The following is a 17,235-nucleotide window of genomic DNA, read 5'->3' on the forward strand; positions in this document are numbered from 1 at the left end:
TGGTGGCGTGCTCGGCCCGGGTGCAACCGTTGCGTCATGAAATGGCCCTTCGTCGGGGTGGCGGTCGGCTGTCTGGTGCTGACCGCGTGCGGTGGGACGTCGCGGACGCCCGTGGCGGCGACGCCCCGGCCGACGGCCTCGACGCCGTCCGTCTCGGCACCCGCGCCGTCCTCGACCGCCTCGGCGGCCGAGGACTCCCCCGCGCCCTCGTCCGAGCCGAGCGAAACGAGCACGGACACCCCGTCCTCGCCCGCCGTCTCCGACGACTTCCCGGCGACGTACCGGGTGTCCCAGGTGACCTCGTTCGCCCATTACCAGGGCAACCCGGCCTGGGCCCCCGCCGAACGGTCCAGGGTGGCGAACGCGGTCTGGCATTTCGACGGGGACGGGACGTTCGCGTTCACCACCTCGAACGTCCGGACCGACCTGTTCCCCCTGCACGGCACGTACCAGGTCAACGGCACGACTCTCACCTTCTCCGCGCACGGGGCCGCGGCCAACGCCGGCGGCAGCGCGCATGCCGAGCTGGTCGGCACGATGGACCTGTCGGCGGATCCCCGCACCGTCCAGTTCAAGCTCATCACCGGCGCCGGATACGGAGCGGTCGTCGACGACCAGCGGTTCGCCTCGGCGACGACCGCGGCGTACGGCGGCACGGTCGCCGTGGCGACCGGTTGACGGCGAGGAGGGTCGCCCGGTGAACATCGTCGCGGAGTGGTCGGAGCGCATCGCCCGGAGGGTGACGCCCGACGAGGTCGACTTCGCCGCCGACGTCGGCGAGGCGTACTCGGCCGGGGGCGACTCGCGGGCGGCGCTGTTCGACCGGCCGGGTGCGGAGCCGGGCGGATTCGGGCTCGTGAGCGCCATCGGCGAACTCCCCGTCGTCCTCGCCGCCCTGGCGGACACCGGCCGGGTCCTCCGGCACGCGCTGGCCACGCAGGAGCTCGGCAACGCGGTGGCCGTCGCGAGTCTGTGGGTCTCGCTCCGCGGGGCCAGAACGCCGCCGCCTGTGCCGGGGAGCACCAACGCCCCGGGCGACGCGCGAACCGTGTCGGGCGACGCGCAAGCGATGTCAGGTGACGTGCGAGCGATGCCGGGTGACGCGCGAGCGATGTCAGGTGACGCGCGAGCGATGCCGGGCGACGTGCGAGCGATGCCGGATGGCGTCCGGGCCATGTCGGGCGACGCACAGGCCGCCTCGGCGGACGACGCCCGTACGGCGCTCACCCGGGCGTACGTCGAGCTCAGGGATCGGCTGCGGTCCCTCGGGTTCCCGCCCGAACGCGCCGAACCACTGGCCCGTGAGCTCCTCGAGGAGTTGCTCGCCGACGCCGTGAGCGCCGAGGACTTCATCCGCCGGCTGGACGGCGGGAAGCGGTGAGGCGACCGGGTGTCGACACCGTGGCGCCCCCGTGGATCTGGATGTTCTTCGTCGGATACCTCGCCATCGGCGTGCCCGACTGGATCCGTACCTGGCACGGCCAGCTCGCCGGCTACCGCGGTCACCACTCGCTCGCCTTCACCCTGTTGAAGGTGTTCGCCGTCGTCGAGCTCCTGCCGGTCGCGTTCCTCGCCGCGGGCATCGCGGGTGTCGCGCTGCCCGCCGTACGCGGACGCTGGGTGGAGCGGAGGTTCGGCCTCGTCCCCGACGACCGGCCGGTCATCGCCGAGATGCGACGGTTCGCCGAGGCGTACGCGCCGGGCGTCGAGCTGCGGGTCACGCTCCGGCCCGGCCGGCTGGCCCGCGTGTACCCGGTCGGCTTTCGCCGGGCCCGCATCGCGGTCTTCCGGCCGATGGCGGCCCTGTGGCGCCAGGACCGCCCGGCCGCCGAGGCCGTGCTCCTGCACGAGATCGCGCACCTGCGGCAGGGCGACCACCTTCTCGTCGGGCTCGGCAGCCCCTTCCCGTGGCTCGTGCGCGTCTGCGCGCCGGTGTTCCTCGCCGTCGAGGTGCTGCCCGCCGTCGTCTTGTTCGTGGTGGAGCCGCACCTGGGCACCGCCGTCGGCGCCCAGGTCGTACTCGACTTCGGCGCGATCCCCCGCCAGCTGATCCTGCCCGTCGCCGCGCTGTGGCTCGCGGAGCTGGGCGCCGACCGGTTCCCCGCGCAGGTGGCCGGGCCGCACGCACTCCAGCGCGCGCTCGACCGCTCGCGGTCGGCCTCCTGGTTCGGCCCGCTGTCGCATCCCCCGAAGGGCCTTCGGCGGCACCTGGCCGCTCATCCGCGAGCGGCGACGCTGACCCTGCTCACCGGCTGGTTCGCCGCGCTGGTCGTCAAGCTCGCCGTCACGATCGTCGCCGCGACGCCCGCGTCGCTCATGCTCGGGAACTCCGTTCCGGACACGGCGCGGATGCTCACGCGCGGCATCCGCGACTTCCTCGTCGACGGCCGCCCACTTCTCCTCGCCGCTCTGGCGCTCCTCGTGACGTGGCCGCTGCTCGCCCGGCCGTGGACGCGCGCCTGGTCGCCCGGCACGCCGCCCGGACGACCGGCCCAGTACCCGCTCTATCTCGCCGCCACCGCCGCGCCGACGCTGCTGGTGCTGGGTTCCGTCCTCGTTCCCGTCTCTTAGGTGCTCTCGCACGCCGGCCGCGGGCTCACCGGCCGCCCTGGCCGTCGGCCTGCCGCCTGGCCATCCAGCCCGCGATCTGGGCGCGCGAGCCGAACCCCAGTTTGTTGAGGATGCGCTCGACGTGGCCCTCCGCCGTGCGCTGCGCGATGACGAGTTCGGCGGCGATCTGCTTGTTGGACATTCCCTGCGCGACGAGGCAGGCGACCTCGCATTCGCGGGTGGTGAGCGCCGTGTCGGAGTCCGGTTCCGGCGGAACGAGCGTCGTGGTGCGCGGTTCCGGCTCTCTGCCGCCCACCGCGTACGCGACCAGGTCCTCCTGGGTGAGCAGCGCGCCTTTGCGCAGGTCGGCTTCGAACTCCGCGTCGCCGAGCGCCGCACGCGTCTCCTTCGCGCGCTGCCTGCTCCAGGCGAGCAGCGTCTCGGACTCGAACAGGGGCCTGCCGATGGGCTCCCACATCTTCCTCGCGAAGCCCAGCAGCACGGCCGCACGCCGGAAGTCTCCGGCGGCGGCCGCGACCCACGACAGCAGTTCGACGCAGCAGGGGATGCCGATCAGGTCGTTCAGTCCCTGCTTGTTCAGCAGGGACGCGCGGAGGTGCGGGACCGCCTTCGCCGGCTCGTTCAGCGACCACCACGTCACACCGACGTTCCACTCCGTCCAGGACAGTGCCCACCGCTCGCCGAGCGAGGCGCAGATGGCCCGGCACTCGTCGAGCAGGGCGACGGCGTGGTCGACGTCGCCGAGCAGGCCCGCCGTCTGGGCGCGCAGCGCGAACGCCAGCAGGCCGGGCGCCGTCCACCGGCCGGACGCGCGGTGGCGGGCGAGCGCGTGGTCCAGGAGCCGCGCCGCGTCCTCCAGATCACCGGCCCACATCTCCGAGTCGCCCAGGAACTGGGTCGCGAACGTCAGCGTCGCCTCGTCCCCCAGCCGTTCGGCCAGGTCGCGGCTCTGCCGGTGGAACTCCTGGCTCGTGTCCGGCTCGCCCTGCAGATGGGCGATCCAGCCATTGATCCACAGCGCCTTGGCGCGCTCGCCGCTGGGGGTGGGGTCCAGCGCGAGCGCCCGGTCGAGCCAGTACCGGCCGTCGCGGACGAAGCCACAGGCGATCCAGTGGTACCAGAGCGCGGTGGCCATCCGGAGCCCGGTCCTGGCCTCGCCCGGGACGGTGCAACAGTGATCCAGCGCCGCCCAGAAATTGGTCCGGTCCGCCCGCAGCCGGTCGCCGAGTTCGCTCTGGTCCGGGCCGCACGAGCCGGCGTCGGCCTCCTCGGCCAGGCGCAGGTAGTAATCGCGGTGCCGGGTGCGCAGTGCCTCGGTCTCGCCGATCTCGGCCAGTCGTTCCTGTCCGAACTGTCGGATGGTCTCCAGCATGCGGTATCGGGCGATGCGGCCGGTCTGCTCCACGGCCAGCACGGATTTGCCGATCAGGCCCGCGACGATCACGAAGACGTCCTCGTCCGCGTCGTCGTCCGTGCAGACGCTCTCCACCGCGTCCAGGTCGAACTCCCCCGCGAAGACCGAGCATCTCGCCCACAGTGTGCGCTCGGACTCCGTGCAAAGGTCGAAGCTCCACTCCACCGCGGCGCGCAACGTCTGGTGTCGCGGCGCCGCAGCGCGGTTGCCGGTCGTCAACAGCTTGAAGCGGTTCTCCAGGCGGACCAGGATCTGGTCGGCGGTCAGCGTCCGCATGCGCACGGCGGCCAGTTCGATCGCCAGCGGAACCCCGTCCAGGTCCCGGCACAGGCGGATCACCGCCGCCGCGTTGTCCGGACCGATGGTGAACCCCGGCATCACCATGGACGCCCGGTCCTGGAACAACGCGAGCGCCTCATAGTCGGTGTAGGGCCGGTCGCCCGTCGCGTCCTGCGCCGGCATGGACAGCGGTGGCACCGGCCACACGCGTTCGGCGATGATGCCCAGCGGCTCCCGGCTGGTCGCCAGCACACGCAGCCCCGGGGCGGCGGACAGCAGACGGTCTGCCAGCAGGCAGCACGACTCCAGCAGGTGCTCGCAGTTGTCCAGCAGCAACAGCAGTCGTTTCGACGCCAGATAGTCCACGAGCACCGTCTCGGCATCGCGTGCCGACTGCTCCAGAACACCCAGCGCGGCGGCGACCGCCGACGGAACGAACGCGGGATCCTGGATCTCGGCCAGCTCGACCAGCCACACACCATCGGCAAAGGCCCGCTGCAACTCCCGGCCGACACGCAACGCCAACCGCGACTTACCCACGCCACCGACACCGGTGAGGGTCACCAGCCGGGACTCGGACAACGCGTGCTTCAGCTCGGCCGTCGCCTTCCGGCGTCCGACGAAACTCGTGATGTCGTGGGGAAGGCTCTTCTTCTGCGTGGTCTGCGTCATGGCGCTCTGCCACGAAAACTCGGAACGTGAGAGAAATTCTATACTGCGGCCCCTGGAAGGTGCGGGTAATGCGGCGGGCAACGGGCTGTCCGGAATATGGCGATCCGGCGGCGCCTGAGGTCACCGGGCCTCCGACCGGCCGCGACCGTATGTCACTCTGGTGAATACAACGGCAATGGTCCGGCGACACGCCGACGAACCCGGGCGCCCTGTTCGGCCACGCCCAAGAGGCGTCCGCTCGTACACCCGCGCCAGCGCGGAGCGGCCGCCCCGACGTGGATTTCGGCGAACACCACCGGTCGTTCCCACGCTTCCCGGCAGCGACCGCGAAGCCGCCATCCCGACGACCAGAGGCGGGTGAATGATCATGACCGACATCAAGGACGCATTCGCTGCCGGGCGCAGCGACCTGAGCCGGGTCCGGGTCGGCAGCGCGCCCGACTCGTGGGGGGTCTGGTTCCCCGGCGACTCACGGCAGATTCCGTGGCACCGGTTCCTCGACGAGATCAAGCAGGCCGGGTACGAATGGCTGGAGCTCGGGCCGTTCGGCTACCTGCCGACCGAACCGGAGCAGTTGCTCGCCGAGCTCGGCGAGCGGGGACTGAAGCTGTCCGGGGCCGCCGTCTACGGCGCGCTGCACCGGCCCGGCGACTTCGCGGCCATCCGTGACGAGGCCCGCCGGATCGCGGCGCTGGTCTCCACCGTCGGCGGGCGCTATCTCGTCTTCCTGCCCGCGTTCTACCGCGACGTCATGACCGCGGAGTGGGTCGAGCCCCGTGAGCTGGACGCGGACGCGTGGCGGCAGCTCGTACGCGCGTCCGGTGAGCTCGGCCGTATCGTCGCGGAGGAGTACGGCGTGCGGCTGGTGTTCCATCCACACGCCGACACCCACGTCGAGACCCAGGAACAGACCGAGCGCTACCTGCGGGACACCGCCCCCGAACACGTCGGGCTCTGCCTCGACACGGGCCACCTCGCCTATCGCCGGGCCGACAGCGTCGCGATCATCCGCCGGTTCCCCTCGCGGGTGGGCTACATCCACTTCAAGCAGGTGGATCCGGCGGTGCTCGCGGAGGTGGAGAAGGAGGACCTGGCATTCGCGCCCGCGGTACGCCGCGGCGTGATGTGCGAACCCCCACGGGGGATCCCCTCTCTGGAGTCCCTCGCGGGCGCGATGGACGAACTCGACGCGGACATCTTCGTGATCATCGAGCAGGACCTCTACCCGTGCGATCCGGACGTGCCGCTGCCCATCGCCACGCGCACTCGCGACTACCTGCGTCGGTATGGCCTGGGTGCGCCCTGACACCGCTGAAGGACCTCGATCACGCCCGCGCCGCGCGGGCGACCGAGGAGGCGGGCGCTCGCGTCCATCGCGCAGCCGTGCACGGGCTGCGAGGACGACCGGGCGGCGAGCGACCCGACCCTGGACGACTGCCTGCTGACATGGTTACATGTCAGACAATGTTCAGCGAACGGTCTCTCTCCACCAATGTGCTGCGGAAGCTCCGCTCGGTCGTCGGCGACGAAAACGTGCGCACCGACCCCGGGGTGCTCGAGGCGTACGCGCGGGATGCGACGCCGCTGTTCCACGCCTACCCGCAGGCGATCGTCGAGCCCGGCGACGCGCCGCAGATCGCCGAGATCGTCCGCATCGCCGTCCAGCATGGCATCCCGATCATTCCGCGAGGCTCCGGGTCCAACCTGTGCGCCGCCACCTCGGCCCAGCAGGGCGGCATCGTCCTGACCACGACCCGGATGCGGCGCATCGAGGAGATCGCCCCCGCAGAGCTCCTGGCCCGGGTCCAGCCGGGCGTGACGACGGCGACGCTGGCGAAGGCGGCGGGCGAGCACGGCCTGTTCTATCCGCCCGACCCGGGCAGCCACACCGTCTCCACGATCGGCGGCAACATCGCCACCTGCGCCGGCGGGCTGCGCGGGCTGAAGTACGGCGTCACCCGCAATTACGTCCTCGGCCTCACCGCGGTGCTCGGAACCGGTGAGATCGTCACCACCGGTGGCCGGCTGTGGAAGGACGTCGCGGGATACGACCTGACCCGGCTGCTCACGGGCTCGGAGGGAACGCTCGGCATCATCACCGAGGCCACCGTCGCCCTGCTGCCCGCGCCCGCGACGGCGGGGACCGGACTGGCCTACTTCACCGACCTCGAGGCGGCGGGGCGTGCCGTCGCCGAGATCATCGCGCGCGGCGTCGTGCCCGCCACGCTGGAGTTCCTCGACCGGCGCTGCATGGACGCCGTCGACGCCTACGCCCAGCTCGGGCTGCACGCGACGGCCGGCGCGATGCTGCTCTTCGGCGACGACGGCGAGGACCATCAGGTGGCCGCGAGCCTCGCGCGGATGCGGCAGGCGTGTCTCGACAGCGGTGCCCTGTCCATCGAGATCGGTGGCGTCGCCGAGGCCGAGTCGCTGCTGGCCGCCCGCCGCTGCACCCTTCCGGCGCTGTCCCGGCTCGGCTCCCTGACGATCCTCGAGGACGCGAGCGTGCCCCGGCCCCGTCTCGCCGAGATGGTCGCCCGCATCGACGAGATCGCGCGCCGGCACGACGTCGTGATCGCGACGTTCGGGCACGCCGGTGACGGCAACCTGCACCCGACGTGCGTGCTGCCCTCCGCCGACGACACCGAGGCCATCGACCGGGCCGAACGCGCCTTCGGCGAGATCTTCCGGACCGCGATCGCAATGGGCGGGACGATCACCGGCGAGCACGGCGTCGGCGCAGCGAAGCTGCCCTACCTGACCGAACGGCTCGGACCGGCGCAGACGGCCCTCCTGCGCCGGATCAAGTCCGCCTTCGATCCGGCGGGCATCCTCAACCCCGGAAAGCTGGGATCATAAGTGGCCGACCTCTTCGACCCCGACCGGCTCAGCCGCTGCATCTCCTGCGGGTTCTGCCTCCCGGCATGCCCCACCTACGCCATGACCGGCGACGAGGCCTCCTCGCCCCGGGGCCGGATCACCCTCATGCGCGCCCTCGACGCCGGGCGGCTCGACCTCGACGATCCCACCCTGACCGACCAGGCGTCCCTCTGCCTCGGCTGCCGCGCCTGCGAGCCGGTCTGTCCCGCGGGTGTCGAGTACGGCCAGTTGCTCGAACAGTGGCGCGGCGCGCAGTGGCAGGGACGCCGCCGTCCGCTGATCGTGCGCGCCCTCGTCCTGCTGGTGACGCTGCGCCCGGTCCACCGGATCGCCGGGATCCTCCGGCGCGCCGCCCGCCGGAAGGCCGCCGGGGCCGATCAGCTGATGCTCGGCTGCGTGGAGCGGACGCTGTTCCCCCAGGTCAGCCGTGCCGCGCTCGCGTTGGTGCCGGGCCTCGCGGCCGACCCGGACCAGGGCTGCTGCGGCGCGCTGCACGCGCACAACGGAGAACCCGAACGGGGCGCGGCGATGGCCCGCCGCCTCGGCGACGACCTGCCCGGCACCATCGTCACCACCTCTGGCGGATGCGCCGCCCATCTCGCCTCGGTGATCGGGCGGGAGCGGGTACGGGAGTTCTCCGAATACGTCCAGGACCAGCGGTTCCAGCCGGTCCTGATCGACGGCCGGCCCGCCCGGGTGACGTTGCAGGACTCCTGTCACCTGCGCAACGGCCTCGGTGTGTGGCGCGAACCGCGACGACTGCTGCAGAGTGTCGCGGAGTACGTCGAACTGCCCTCGGCGGCCACCTGCTGCGGCGCCGCCGGCACGTACGCGCTGGTCCGCCCCCGCGAGTCGCGGACCCTGGCGAAGGCCAAGGTGGCCGAGATCGAGGCCGCCGGCGTCGACCTGGTGGTCGCGGTCAACCCCGGTTGCCTGCGCCAGCTTCGCCAGGCGTTGCGCCGGCACCGTTCGCGGGTCCGCGCCGTACACCTGACCGAGTTCCTCGCCCTCTCCACGAAAGGACCATGATCACCATGAGATTCGCGCGTACGGGTGCGCCGGGAGCCGAGCGGCCCATCGTGTCCGGAGCCGACGGCCTCTGGCGCGATCTGACCCCGCTCACCGACACCATCGACGCCGAGTTCGTGAGCTCTCCGGAGGGGCTCGACGTCGACGCACTGCCGGTAGTCGAGCCTGGGCGGTTCGGCCCTCCGCTCGGCCGGGTCGGGAAGGTCGTCTGCATCGGGCTCAACTACGCCGACCACGCGCGCGAGACCGGCGCCGCCCCGCCCGAGGAGCCGATCCTCTTCCTCAAGGCGGCGGACACCGTCGTCGGTCCCGGCGATGACGTGCTGATTCCTCGTGGTTCGAAGAAGACCGACTGGGAGGTGGAGCTCGCGGTCGTCATCGGCGCCACCGCGCGCTACCTCGACTCGGTCGAGCAGGCCCGCGCCTGCATCGCCGGGTACGCGATCAGCAACGACGTGTCGGAGCGGGAATTCCAGCTCGAACGCGGCGGCCAGTGGGATAAGGGCAAGAACTGCGAGACCTTCAACCCGCTGGGCCCATGGATCCTCAGCGGGGACGAGGTCGCCGATCCGCAGGATCTCCGTCTCCGGCTGTGGGTGAACGGCGAGCTGCGCCAGAACGGCACCACCGCGGACATGATCTTCGGAGTCGACCATCTCGTCTGGTACCTGAGCCAGTTCATGGTCCTGCGGCCGGGCGACGTCATCAACACCGGTACGCCGCCGGCGTCGCGCTGGGTTCTCCCACCGCCGACTTCCTGAAGGCGGGCGACGTCGTCGAACTGGAGATCGACGGTCTCGGCCGGCAGCGCCAGCAGTTCCGGCAGGCCTGACGTTCCGTTTTCCGTACGCGTGCGGCGATCACCGGATGAGCGTCCGGCGACCGCCGCACCACCGGATCCTCAGGCCGTCCGGTCGGCCCGCTCCAGCAGCGCGTCCCGTGCTTCGGTCAGGTGCCGCCGGGCGGCCTCCACCGCGCCGGGCCCGTCCCCGCGACGGATCGCCTGGAGGATCTGGCGATGCTCGTGGGCGATCCGCGTCCGGCCGAGGGCCTGCCGCGTCTGCATCATGCACAGGTGCACCTCCCCCGCCAACGCGTTGTAGGAGCGCTCGAGGCGCCAGCTGCCGGTCGCCGCGGCCAGCGCACGGTGGAACCCCAGGTCCGCCTCCACGAACGAGCTGGTCACCGCGTCGTCGGGCAGCCTCTCCAAGGCGCCGATCGCGTTCTCGGCGTCGTCCAGCCGGGCGCCGTTCGCCTGACTGAGGCGCTCGACCATCGCGAGCTCCAGCGGAATACGGACGAAGTACAGATCCTCGATGTCCTGCGCGGAGAGGGACGGAACAACGGCCGCGTGGTGTGAGTCCTGTCGGAGCAGGCCCTCGAACACCAGCGTGCGTACCGCCGCCTTCGCCGTCGGCCGCGACACCTGGAAACGCCGCGCCACCTCCACCTCGGCGACCGGCGCCGCCGGAGGCCACTGCCCGTCGAGGATCTGCTCCCGCAGCGCCTCGACCAGCGCGTCGACCACCGTGACCGTCGAGAGACCCGCTCGCCCCATGCCGACATGATTACACGTCTGACAATCCACGGCCACGCGAACGCACCACGGCCGGCCGTGCCGATCCGTCTCAGCGGGCTTCGAAGGCTCCGAGATCCGGTGCCGACCCGCTGTAGGGCAGGCCGACGTTGACGCCCTTGTCGATCAGGGTGCTGTTCGACGCGAGGCGGAGGTTGGGCAGTACGGGCAGGCTGCCGTCGGCCTGGCGAGCCGTGTCCCAGCCGGACGTCGACACGCTCTGGAACTGCGCGTCCGAGAGGGTGACGCTCAGGTTCCAGGAGTTGTACGCGGCGTTGGTGCCGGTCATGTTCGACGTCAGGGTGCCCGTGTAGGCGAGGTTGTTGCGCAGATTGCCCAGGCCGACGGCGGCACCGCTCGAGTTCACGCCGAGCATGTTGAAGTCCGGGTGGTTCCCGTAACCGGTGTTGTTGAAGTAGTCGTTCGCCAGCGTGTGGTGGTTGGCGTAGAAGCCCGCCGCCCTGTTGGCGAACGCCACCGAGGTACGGACCGTGTGCTTGGCGCCGTTGGCGACATAGTCACCGCCGTATCCGCCCGCCTTGAAGCCGTTTCCGTTGCCGGCCGCCGTGGTCGTCTCCGGCACGTACCCGTTCCGCCACGCCCACGAGTTCTCGATGGTCACCGACGAGAAGGCGTTGATGAGGTCGAACCCGTCGTCGGAGTTCCACCACGCGCGGCAGCCCCGGAACACGTTCCCGGGATGGCCGGCCGAGATGTGCGCCCCGAACCCGTCGGCGCTCTCGCCGGCCCCGTTGGAGGTGTGCAGGTCGTAGTTGTCGTGCGAGTCGGAGTTGAGGACGAGGTTGCCGCCGCCGTCCTGGATGAACAGGCCGGGTCCCATGTTGTTGTGGGCGTTGATCAGTTCGAAGGTGTTGTCGCTGCCGGAGACCCAGATGCCCCAGGACTCGTGGTTCAGGTCGTTGTTCTGCGGAACGCCCTTGACCTCCAGCCCCTTGAGGTGGATCCAGCTCCCGGTGACGTCGAAGCCCTTGATCCGGCAGTCGTCGGTCATGCGGGAGAAGTCGAAGACCGGCTTCTCTCCTGGATAGGCCAGGTAGCTGATCGGACTGCCGGAACTCCCGCTCTTGTTCAGGGTGATCGCGTCGACCTTGTCCGTCTGGCTTTTGCAGCTGCTGTCGGCGTGTGTGTAGGCGTAGGTGCCACCCCGGAGATACACCGTGTCACCCGCCGCGGCGACGGACTGCGCGTGCGCGATCGTGGCCCAGGGCGCGGCCTGCGTCCCCGCGGCGCCGTCATTGCCCGTCGGGGCGACGTAGTAGACCTTCCCGGCCGCCGCGCTGCTCGCGGCCGCCGTGATCGCACCGATCGCGCCGCTCAGGGTCAGGATCGCTGAGGCCGCTGCGACCCGGCGAAGGGCCCGCCGCCGCGGTGTCGGATACATCGAGATCTCCCTCGCGCGAAGGTGCGTGATCATCAAGTTCCGGGCGCTGATGTTACCGCTAACAAGGTCGCAGTCAATGTCCCGTCCGTCGGCCGCCGCGGCCATCCCGTCGTCACCGGGGACGGCCTGCGGTGAGGCGATGAAAGTTTCAGTGCCCGGACATGGCGACGGCCCGCCGGGATCCCCGGCGGGCCGTCACTTCCGTTGTGCGAAGGTCAGTCGTTGTCCGACGCGGGGATGTACGCGCCGGGGACCTGGTCCGGAGCGTAGATCTTGGTCTCACCCGGGTAGGGCTTCGTCCACCCGTGCGCCTCGTACCACGAGAAGTGGTTCATCTGCTCGGGGTTGGCGGAGTCGGCCTTGGCGTTGGGCCCGGTGAACGGCTGCTTCGCCTTCCACGCCTGCCACTTCGCCGCCACCGGCTGCTCGGCCTTCGGCACCGCCGCCGACGGCACGGCCGCGGCCTTCACGTCCTGCGGTGCCGGGGTGTCCGAGCCGCAGGTCGGCTGGGTCGACAGACCCAGGGTCAGCGAGGTCCGGTTGGGCAGAGCGGTGAACGGCGTGTTGTCGGGCTTGCCGTTGAACGCCGTGCTCATCGGGGTCGCGGCGCTGTCCTTCTGGTTCATCGGGTGGATCCCGAGGATCTGCTCGATGGTCCGGATCATCGTGATCTGCGAGTAGTAGCGGCTGTCGACGGTGCCGTGCTTGGCCCAGGGGCTGATGATCTGGATCGGGGCACGGTGGCCGTCGACGTGGTCGACGCCGGCCTGGGAGTCGTCCTCGACCACGAAGATCGCGGAGTCCTTCCAGTACTTGCTGTGCGAGATGGTGTCGATCACCTTGCCGGTCGCGAGGTCGTTGTCCGCGACCTGGGCGGGCCCGGTCGGCGGACCACCGGTGTGGTCGTTGGAGAACCAGAACATGTTCAGGTTCGCCTGCCCGTTCTTCTGGAAGTCACGCTTCCAGATCTCGTACTTGTAGATGTCCGGGACGCTCGTGTCGAAGAGCGGGAAGCCGGGCGCCGACACCTTGTTGAGCGACGGGATCGCCGAGCCCGTCTGGATGGGGTAGGCGGTGTTCTGCGCGGGGTTCGCCGACATGGTCTTGGCGTCGCAGTACAGGTTCTGCCAGGTCGCGCCGGCCTTGCTCTCGAACGACTGGAACTCGCCGAAGTCCCGTACGGTCTTGCCCGCCGCCTGCGCACCGGTCCAGATGAAGCCGGTCCGCTGATGGCCGAGAGCGTCGTCCTCGGTGTCGTAGCTGCGCGTGTACTCACCGGCCGAGGACTCGGTGTACTCCGGGTCGTCGGCCTGCATGAGCCAGTTGTGGCCTTCGGCGGAGTTCGTGCCGATGTCGTAGGTGTTGTCGTACAGCCCGAACTGCTTGGCCAGCGCGTGCTGGTTCGGCGTCACGTTCTCGCCGTACTGGGCCAGCGTCGGGCTGCCGTTGCCCTGCGGCATGTCGCCGAAGACCTGGTCGTAGGTCCGGTTCTCCTTGACGAGCAGGAAGACGTGCTTGATCGTCGAGGGGTCGCCGAGCTTCACCGGGACGGCCACCGGCTTCGCACCGTTGCCCCTGCTCCGCAGGACCGAGCCCGGAGTCCAGCCGTTCTGCTGGAAGACCTTCCTCGTCAGGGACCTGATGACGCCGTCGGACGGCAGCTTGAACCGCTGCAGGCTCGACGTCGTGTCGTGGGTGCCGTGCCCGGCGCTGTTGGCGGGCGGCGTGCGGAGGGCGTCGATACCACGGGTGTTGGAGACCAGCACGTCGTTGCCGACGGTGGTGATCTCCGACGGGAAGTAGTCCGTCGGGAGCAGACCGACGTAGCTGACCGGCTCCAGCGGCTTCGTGTACCGGTAGACGGCGACCGCGTTGGCGCGGCCGAGCGTCACCAGCAGGTGACCGTCGTCGGTGAGCGTCACGGCGTCGGGCTCGTAGCCGACCGACGCCTCCGGCCACGGCTGGGTGGCGATGGTCTGGACGACCTTATCCTTGGCCGTGTCGATGACGGACACGTTGTTGGTGGCGGTGTTGGTGACGAACAGCGCCCCGTTCTTGGCGTACAGGGCCGTCGGGTGCAGACCGACGTCGATGCTTCCGGCGGCATTGGCCGGGTTCGCCAGGTCGATGACGCTGACCGTGCCGGTGGTGGTGGCACCGGTCTCCGGGTTGGCCGGCACCTGGGTGCCGTAGGAGTTGATCGTCGTCTCGCCGGGCTTCGCCGGGCGGCCGCCCTCGTTGCTGATGTAAAGCTTGTTGCCGACCAGCGCCAGATCACGCGGGGCGTTGCCCACGGCCCAGCTCTGCTGGATGGCGCCGGTCGCCGCGTCGATGGCGACCACGCGGTTCTGGCCGTTGACGGCGGAGTACACGGTCTTGCCGTCGGCCGAGAACACCGCCTGACCCACGAGCGCCTGCTTGGACCCGTCCGCCGCGATCTTGATGGACGTCGGGTTGGCGAGGGTGCCGTCCGGGTTCACGGTGAACTTGGTGTAGCCGTTGGCCTGGCCCAGCCACAGCTGCGAACCGTCGGGCGAGTACGTGGGGCCTTCCTGGCCCACGTCGTTGCCGCCGATCTTCAGGTCCGCGGCCTTGTTGTTGCCGACGAGCTGCTGGACCTTCCAGTTCTTCAGGTCCACGACGGCGAGCGCCATCCCACCGTCGGTGACGTTGGCCGCGAGGTGGGTGCCGTCCGGGCTGACCGTGGACGACATGATCTTGCCGTTGTTGATGACGAGACGCTCGCCGATCGGCTTGATGTACTGGTCGGCGGATACCACCATGCCCTTGCGGGTGGTCTCTCCGACGTGGCTGGTGCCGAAGCCGTTGGTGGAGGCGAACGCCACGCCCCCACTGGTGATGGCGAGAGCCGCGGTGCCGGCCGCCACCACGCGGAAACGGCTGTTGGTGAATCGACGGAAGAGCCCGAGCGGGACCTTCTCGATGCGCTGGCGGGTGACCTGCATGAATCTATTCCTTAGTGCTTGCGAGCAGATCGACGTTCCCGTCGAATTGCCACAGGGGGTTGGGTGCGTCCCCGGTCTGGGTGCGCACCGGGAAGTAGCCGTTCACCTCCTTCGGCCCGTCTCCGTCGGCGACGTACCGCCCGTCCGCGGTGACGTCGAGCTGGTAGATGGCGGTGCCCACGGCGGTCGCGCCGGGAAGGTGCCAGGTCACGACACACCGCCAGTCGTTGCCCGGTCCGTGGTCGGGGACCAGGGAGCCGCCCTTGTCGCAGGACGCGGTGGCCCGCTGCTGCGCCTCGGTGACGTCGGGGCGATGGAGCTCCCGCGTCTGCAGCCGGTAGAGGTGGGCGTACGCCGTGGCGAGCGAGTCCTGCAGCTTGGTCCGCTCGATCCCGGAGCCCTTGGCCGGGGTCGCGCCGATGAGCACGACGACGGTGAGGGCGACCAGGCCGGCCAGCGGCAGCACGCCCGCCACGAGGACGCGCCGGCCCGACCCGTCGTACGCGAGGTCGGTGAAGTCGCGGCGCAGGAAGAGGTGGTAGGCCAGCGCGGTGGCGACGGCCGCCCACGCCAGGCTCACCGCGATGCCGACGAGGAGGGGACCCACCTGCGCCGGGCTGGTGAAGAGCCCGCGCCAGGCGAGGAAGGCGTGGCTCGGCAGGGCCAGCTGCACGGCCACCGGCAGCGGGAGCAACTGCGCGAGCTGCAGCGCGAACGCGACGAGCGCGGGCATCAGCAGACCCATCGTGGAGCGGCCCAGGGCCACCGAGCCGAGGAGGCCGATCGCGGCGAACGCCAGCGTCGGCGCCAGCACGCAGGCCCACGAGAGCAGGACCGTGCCGGCCGCGGCCGCCGGGGTGAGGAGATGGCCGTCCAGGCCGACGAGCGGCCGGTTGCCGACCGCGGCCAGGCCGCCGGCGATGCCCGAGGCGGCCAGCCCGGCCACCAGCAGCAGCAGCACGGTGAGGCTCGCGAGGCCCTTCGCCACGAAGATCCGCCTCGGTGAGCGGACCGCCACGAGGAGGTGCCGCCAGGTGCCCAGCCGGTCCTCGGTCGCGAAGACGTCACCCGCGACGAGCGCCGTCAGCAGCGGGAGCGCCCAGCTGCGTGAGAAGTCCAGCACGACCAGTGCCCCCGCCCAGCCGGTCGCGTGCATCCACCGGCCGAAGACCGTGTCGGCGGGCAGCTGGCTCTGCGCGCTCACCGCGGCCACGAAGCCCGCGGGGGCGATCCAGCAGGCGAGCAGCAGCACGCGGATCCGCCACTGGGAGAGCAGCTTGACCAGCTCGAACCGGTAGCCACGCAGCACCGGCGCCGGCCGGGCCTCGACCGGCGGTGGTGCGACGGTCGCGGTCATCGAACATCCTCCTCATCGGTCTGCCCGGTCCCGGTCAGGGCCAGGAACGCGGCCTCGAGCGGCGCCACCACGGGCGCCACCTCGCGTACCGCCACGCCGGCCCGCACCAACCGCGCCACCAGGTCCTCGATGGTCGGCACGGCTCCGCGGACCACGAGTTCGTCGGCGTCCAGCCGCTCGACGCGGTCGCGACCGGGTACGACGCGGAGTCCCGGCGTGTCCAGCGCCACCTGGCGGGCGGCCGCCGAGTCGGAGGTGAGCAGCCGGTAGTCGAGCTCCCCGCTCTCGGCGGCGAGCTTGCTCACCGGCCCGGAGAAGACGACCCGCCCGGTGGCGAGGACGGTGACCTCGGAGCACAGCGCGGCGAGGTCGTCCATCCGGTGGCTGGAGAGGACCACCGCGGTCCCGTCCTCGGCGAGCCGGGTGATGACGCGGTGCACGTGGTACTTGCCGGCCGGGTCCAGACCGTTGGCCGGCTCGTCGAGCACGAGCAGTCGCGGTGTGGTGAGCAGCGCGGCGGCCAGCCCGAGCCGCTGGCGCATGCCCAGCGAGAATCCCCGGATGCGGTCGTCGGCGACATCGGTGAGCCCGACCTGCTCCAGCGCGTCGTCGACGCGCGCGGCGCGACCGGCGTCGTACCCGCGCAGTGCGGCCAGGGCCGAGAGGTTCTGCCGCGCGGTGAGTGACGGATAGAGCCCGGGCCCGTCCACGAAGCCCGCGACGCCGTCGGGGACGGCGAGCGTCCGTCCGACCGGCGTACCCAGGATCTCCAGACGGCCACCGTCCGCGACGGCCAGGCCCAGCAGCAGACCGAGGAGCGTCGTCTTGCCCGCGCCGTTCGGGCCGACCAGGCCGTGGACCTGCCCGCCCGCCACGTCGAGGTCGACGCCGTCGAGTGCGACCACGTCACCGAAGGACTTCCTGATCCCGCGACCCCGGACTGCGGGGCTCCTCTGCATGTCGCTCTCCCTTGGCGTTGATCTCCAGCAGAAGGAACTTAGAGATCGTGGTTTGCGTTAGGAGGGCACCCAGTCGAACGTTTGGCAAATGACAACCAAGTCCGGTGGTGCGCGACCGGGCCCTGTCGAT

Annotated in this window: 13 protein-coding genes; 7 read left to right on the plus strand and 6 right to left on the minus strand. The window is 70.8% G+C overall.

All coding sequences use genetic code 11. The features are described from left to right. The first annotated feature begins 36 nt into the window (after positions 1 to 36). The 3 genes from ACYVF7_RS38370 to ACYVF7_RS38380 are packed head-to-tail and all read left to right on the plus strand — an operon-like array spanning position 37 to position 2,571. Positions 37 to 678, plus strand: a complete 642-nt coding sequence (locus tag ACYVF7_RS38370) for a hypothetical protein (protein ID WP_460350391.1) — start codon at positions 37 to 39, stop codon at positions 676 to 678. 19 nt (positions 679 to 697) lie between these two features. Next, positions 698 to 1,381: a hypothetical protein gene (locus ACYVF7_RS38375; RefSeq protein WP_460350393.1), complete on the plus strand. Its 684-nt coding sequence runs from the start codon at positions 698 to 700 to the stop codon at positions 1,379 to 1,381. Beyond that, a complete protein-coding gene (locus tag ACYVF7_RS38380; RefSeq protein WP_460350395.1) occupies positions 1,378 to 2,571 on the plus strand; it encodes a hypothetical protein in 1,194 nt (397 codons plus the stop codon). Before ACYVF7_RS38375 ends, ACYVF7_RS38380 begins: the two co-directional genes overlap by 4 nt. 25 nt (positions 2,572 to 2,596) lie before the next feature. On the opposite strand, the gene ACYVF7_RS38385 is transcribed toward ACYVF7_RS38380, so the two are convergent. Next, positions 2,597 to 4,936 carry an ATP-binding protein gene (locus ACYVF7_RS38385; RefSeq protein WP_460350397.1) on the minus strand — a complete coding sequence of 780 codons (2,340 nt, stop codon included), beginning with the start codon at positions 4,934 to 4,936 and terminating at the stop codon, positions 2,597 to 2,599. A gap of 367 nt (positions 4,937 to 5,303) precedes the next feature. Here ACYVF7_RS38385 and ACYVF7_RS38390 point away from each other — a divergent pair, with 367 nt between their 5' ends. The 4 genes from ACYVF7_RS38390 to ACYVF7_RS38405 all read left to right on the plus strand — a co-directional run bounded on the left by ACYVF7_RS38390 (position 5,304) and on the right by ACYVF7_RS38405 (position 9,606). Next, the gene (locus tag ACYVF7_RS38390) at positions 5,304 to 6,242 is read left to right on the plus strand and encodes a TIM barrel protein (protein WP_460350399.1); all 939 of its coding nucleotides are present in this window, start codon (positions 5,304 to 5,306) and stop codon (positions 6,240 to 6,242) included. Positions 6,243 to 6,400: 158 nt separating this feature from the next. Next, positions 6,401 to 7,795 (plus strand): FAD-binding oxidoreductase, encoded by a 1,395-nt coding sequence (locus tag ACYVF7_RS38395; RefSeq protein WP_460350402.1) that lies wholly within the window; start codon positions 6,401 to 6,403, stop codon positions 7,793 to 7,795. After that, entirely contained in the window at positions 7,796 to 8,845 is a 1,050-nt protein-coding gene (locus ACYVF7_RS38400; RefSeq protein WP_460350405.1) for a (Fe-S)-binding protein, read from the plus strand. Further along, a complete protein-coding gene (locus tag ACYVF7_RS38405) occupies positions 8,842 to 9,606 on the plus strand; it encodes a fumarylacetoacetate hydrolase family protein (RefSeq protein WP_460350408.1) in 765 nt (254 codons plus the stop codon). Before ACYVF7_RS38400 ends, ACYVF7_RS38405 begins: the two co-directional genes overlap by 4 nt. A 140-nt stretch (positions 9,607 to 9,746) precedes the next feature. On the opposite strand, the gene ACYVF7_RS38410 is transcribed toward ACYVF7_RS38405, so the two are convergent. From ACYVF7_RS38410 to ACYVF7_RS38430, 5 genes are all read right to left on the minus strand, one after another. Next, the gene (locus ACYVF7_RS38410) at positions 9,747 to 10,403 is read right to left on the minus strand and encodes a GntR family transcriptional regulator (RefSeq protein ID WP_460350411.1); all 657 of its coding nucleotides are present in this window, start codon (positions 10,401 to 10,403) and stop codon (positions 9,747 to 9,749) included. A 70-nt stretch (positions 10,404 to 10,473) separates the two neighbouring features. After that, on the minus strand, positions 10,474 to 11,823 hold the full coding sequence (locus ACYVF7_RS38415) for a right-handed parallel beta-helix repeat-containing protein (protein WP_460350414.1): 1,350 nt from the start codon (positions 11,821 to 11,823) through the stop codon (positions 10,474 to 10,476). Between the two features lie 215 nt (positions 11,824 to 12,038). Continuing rightward, positions 12,039 to 14,789, minus strand: coding sequence for a bifunctional YncE family protein/alkaline phosphatase family protein (locus ACYVF7_RS38420; protein ID WP_460350417.1), 2,751 nt, complete (start codon positions 14,787 to 14,789; stop codon positions 12,039 to 12,041). A gap of 4 nt (positions 14,790 to 14,793) precedes the next feature. Continuing rightward, positions 14,794 to 16,146 carry a hypothetical protein gene (locus tag ACYVF7_RS38425; RefSeq protein ID WP_460350420.1) on the minus strand — a complete coding sequence of 451 codons (1,353 nt, stop codon included), beginning with the start codon at positions 16,144 to 16,146 and terminating at the stop codon, positions 14,794 to 14,796. After that, entirely contained in the window at positions 16,143 to 17,105 is a 963-nt protein-coding gene (locus ACYVF7_RS38430; RefSeq protein ID WP_460350422.1) for an ABC transporter ATP-binding protein, read from the minus strand. Before ACYVF7_RS38430 ends, ACYVF7_RS38425 begins: the two co-directional genes overlap by 4 nt. Positions 17,106 to 17,235 lie beyond the last annotated feature (130 nt).

The organism is Actinoallomurus acanthiterrae, assembly GCF_054775715.1.

What these genes read in the sequence shown, in the direction of transcription:
- ACYVF7_RS38370 (WP_460350391.1), top strand. Translation starts at nt 37, where the DNA reads ATGAAATGGCCCTTCGTCGGGGTGGCGGTCGGCTGTCTGGTGCTGACC.
- ACYVF7_RS38385 (WP_460350397.1), bottom strand. Translation starts at nt 4,936, where the DNA reads ATGACGCAGACCACGCAGAAGAAGAGCCTTCCCCACGACATCACGAGT.
- ACYVF7_RS38390 (WP_460350399.1), top strand. Translation starts at nt 5,304, where the DNA reads ATGACCGACATCAAGGACGCATTCGCTGCCGGGCGCAGCGACCTGAGC.
- ACYVF7_RS38395 (WP_460350402.1), top strand. Translation starts at nt 6,401, where the DNA reads ATGTTCAGCGAACGGTCTCTCTCCACCAATGTGCTGCGGAAGCTCCGC.
- ACYVF7_RS38405 (WP_460350408.1), top strand. Translation starts at nt 8,842, where the DNA reads ATGATCACCATGAGATTCGCGCGTACGGGTGCGCCGGGAGCCGAGCGG.
- ACYVF7_RS38410 (WP_460350411.1), bottom strand. Translation starts at nt 10,403, where the DNA reads ATGGGGCGAGCGGGTCTCTCGACGGTCACGGTGGTCGACGCGCTGGTC.
- ACYVF7_RS38415 (WP_460350414.1), bottom strand. Translation starts at nt 11,823, where the DNA reads ATGTATCCGACACCGCGGCGGCGGGCCCTTCGCCGGGTCGCAGCGGCC.
- ACYVF7_RS38420 (WP_460350417.1), bottom strand. Translation starts at nt 14,789, where the DNA reads ATGCAGGTCACCCGCCAGCGCATCGAGAAGGTCCCGCTCGGGCTCTTC.
- ACYVF7_RS38425 (WP_460350420.1), bottom strand. Translation starts at nt 16,146, where the DNA reads ATGACCGCGACCGTCGCACCACCGCCGGTCGAGGCCCGGCCGGCGCCG.
- ACYVF7_RS38430 (WP_460350422.1), bottom strand. Translation starts at nt 17,105, where the DNA reads ATGCAGAGGAGCCCCGCAGTCCGGGGTCGCGGGATCAGGAAGTCCTTC.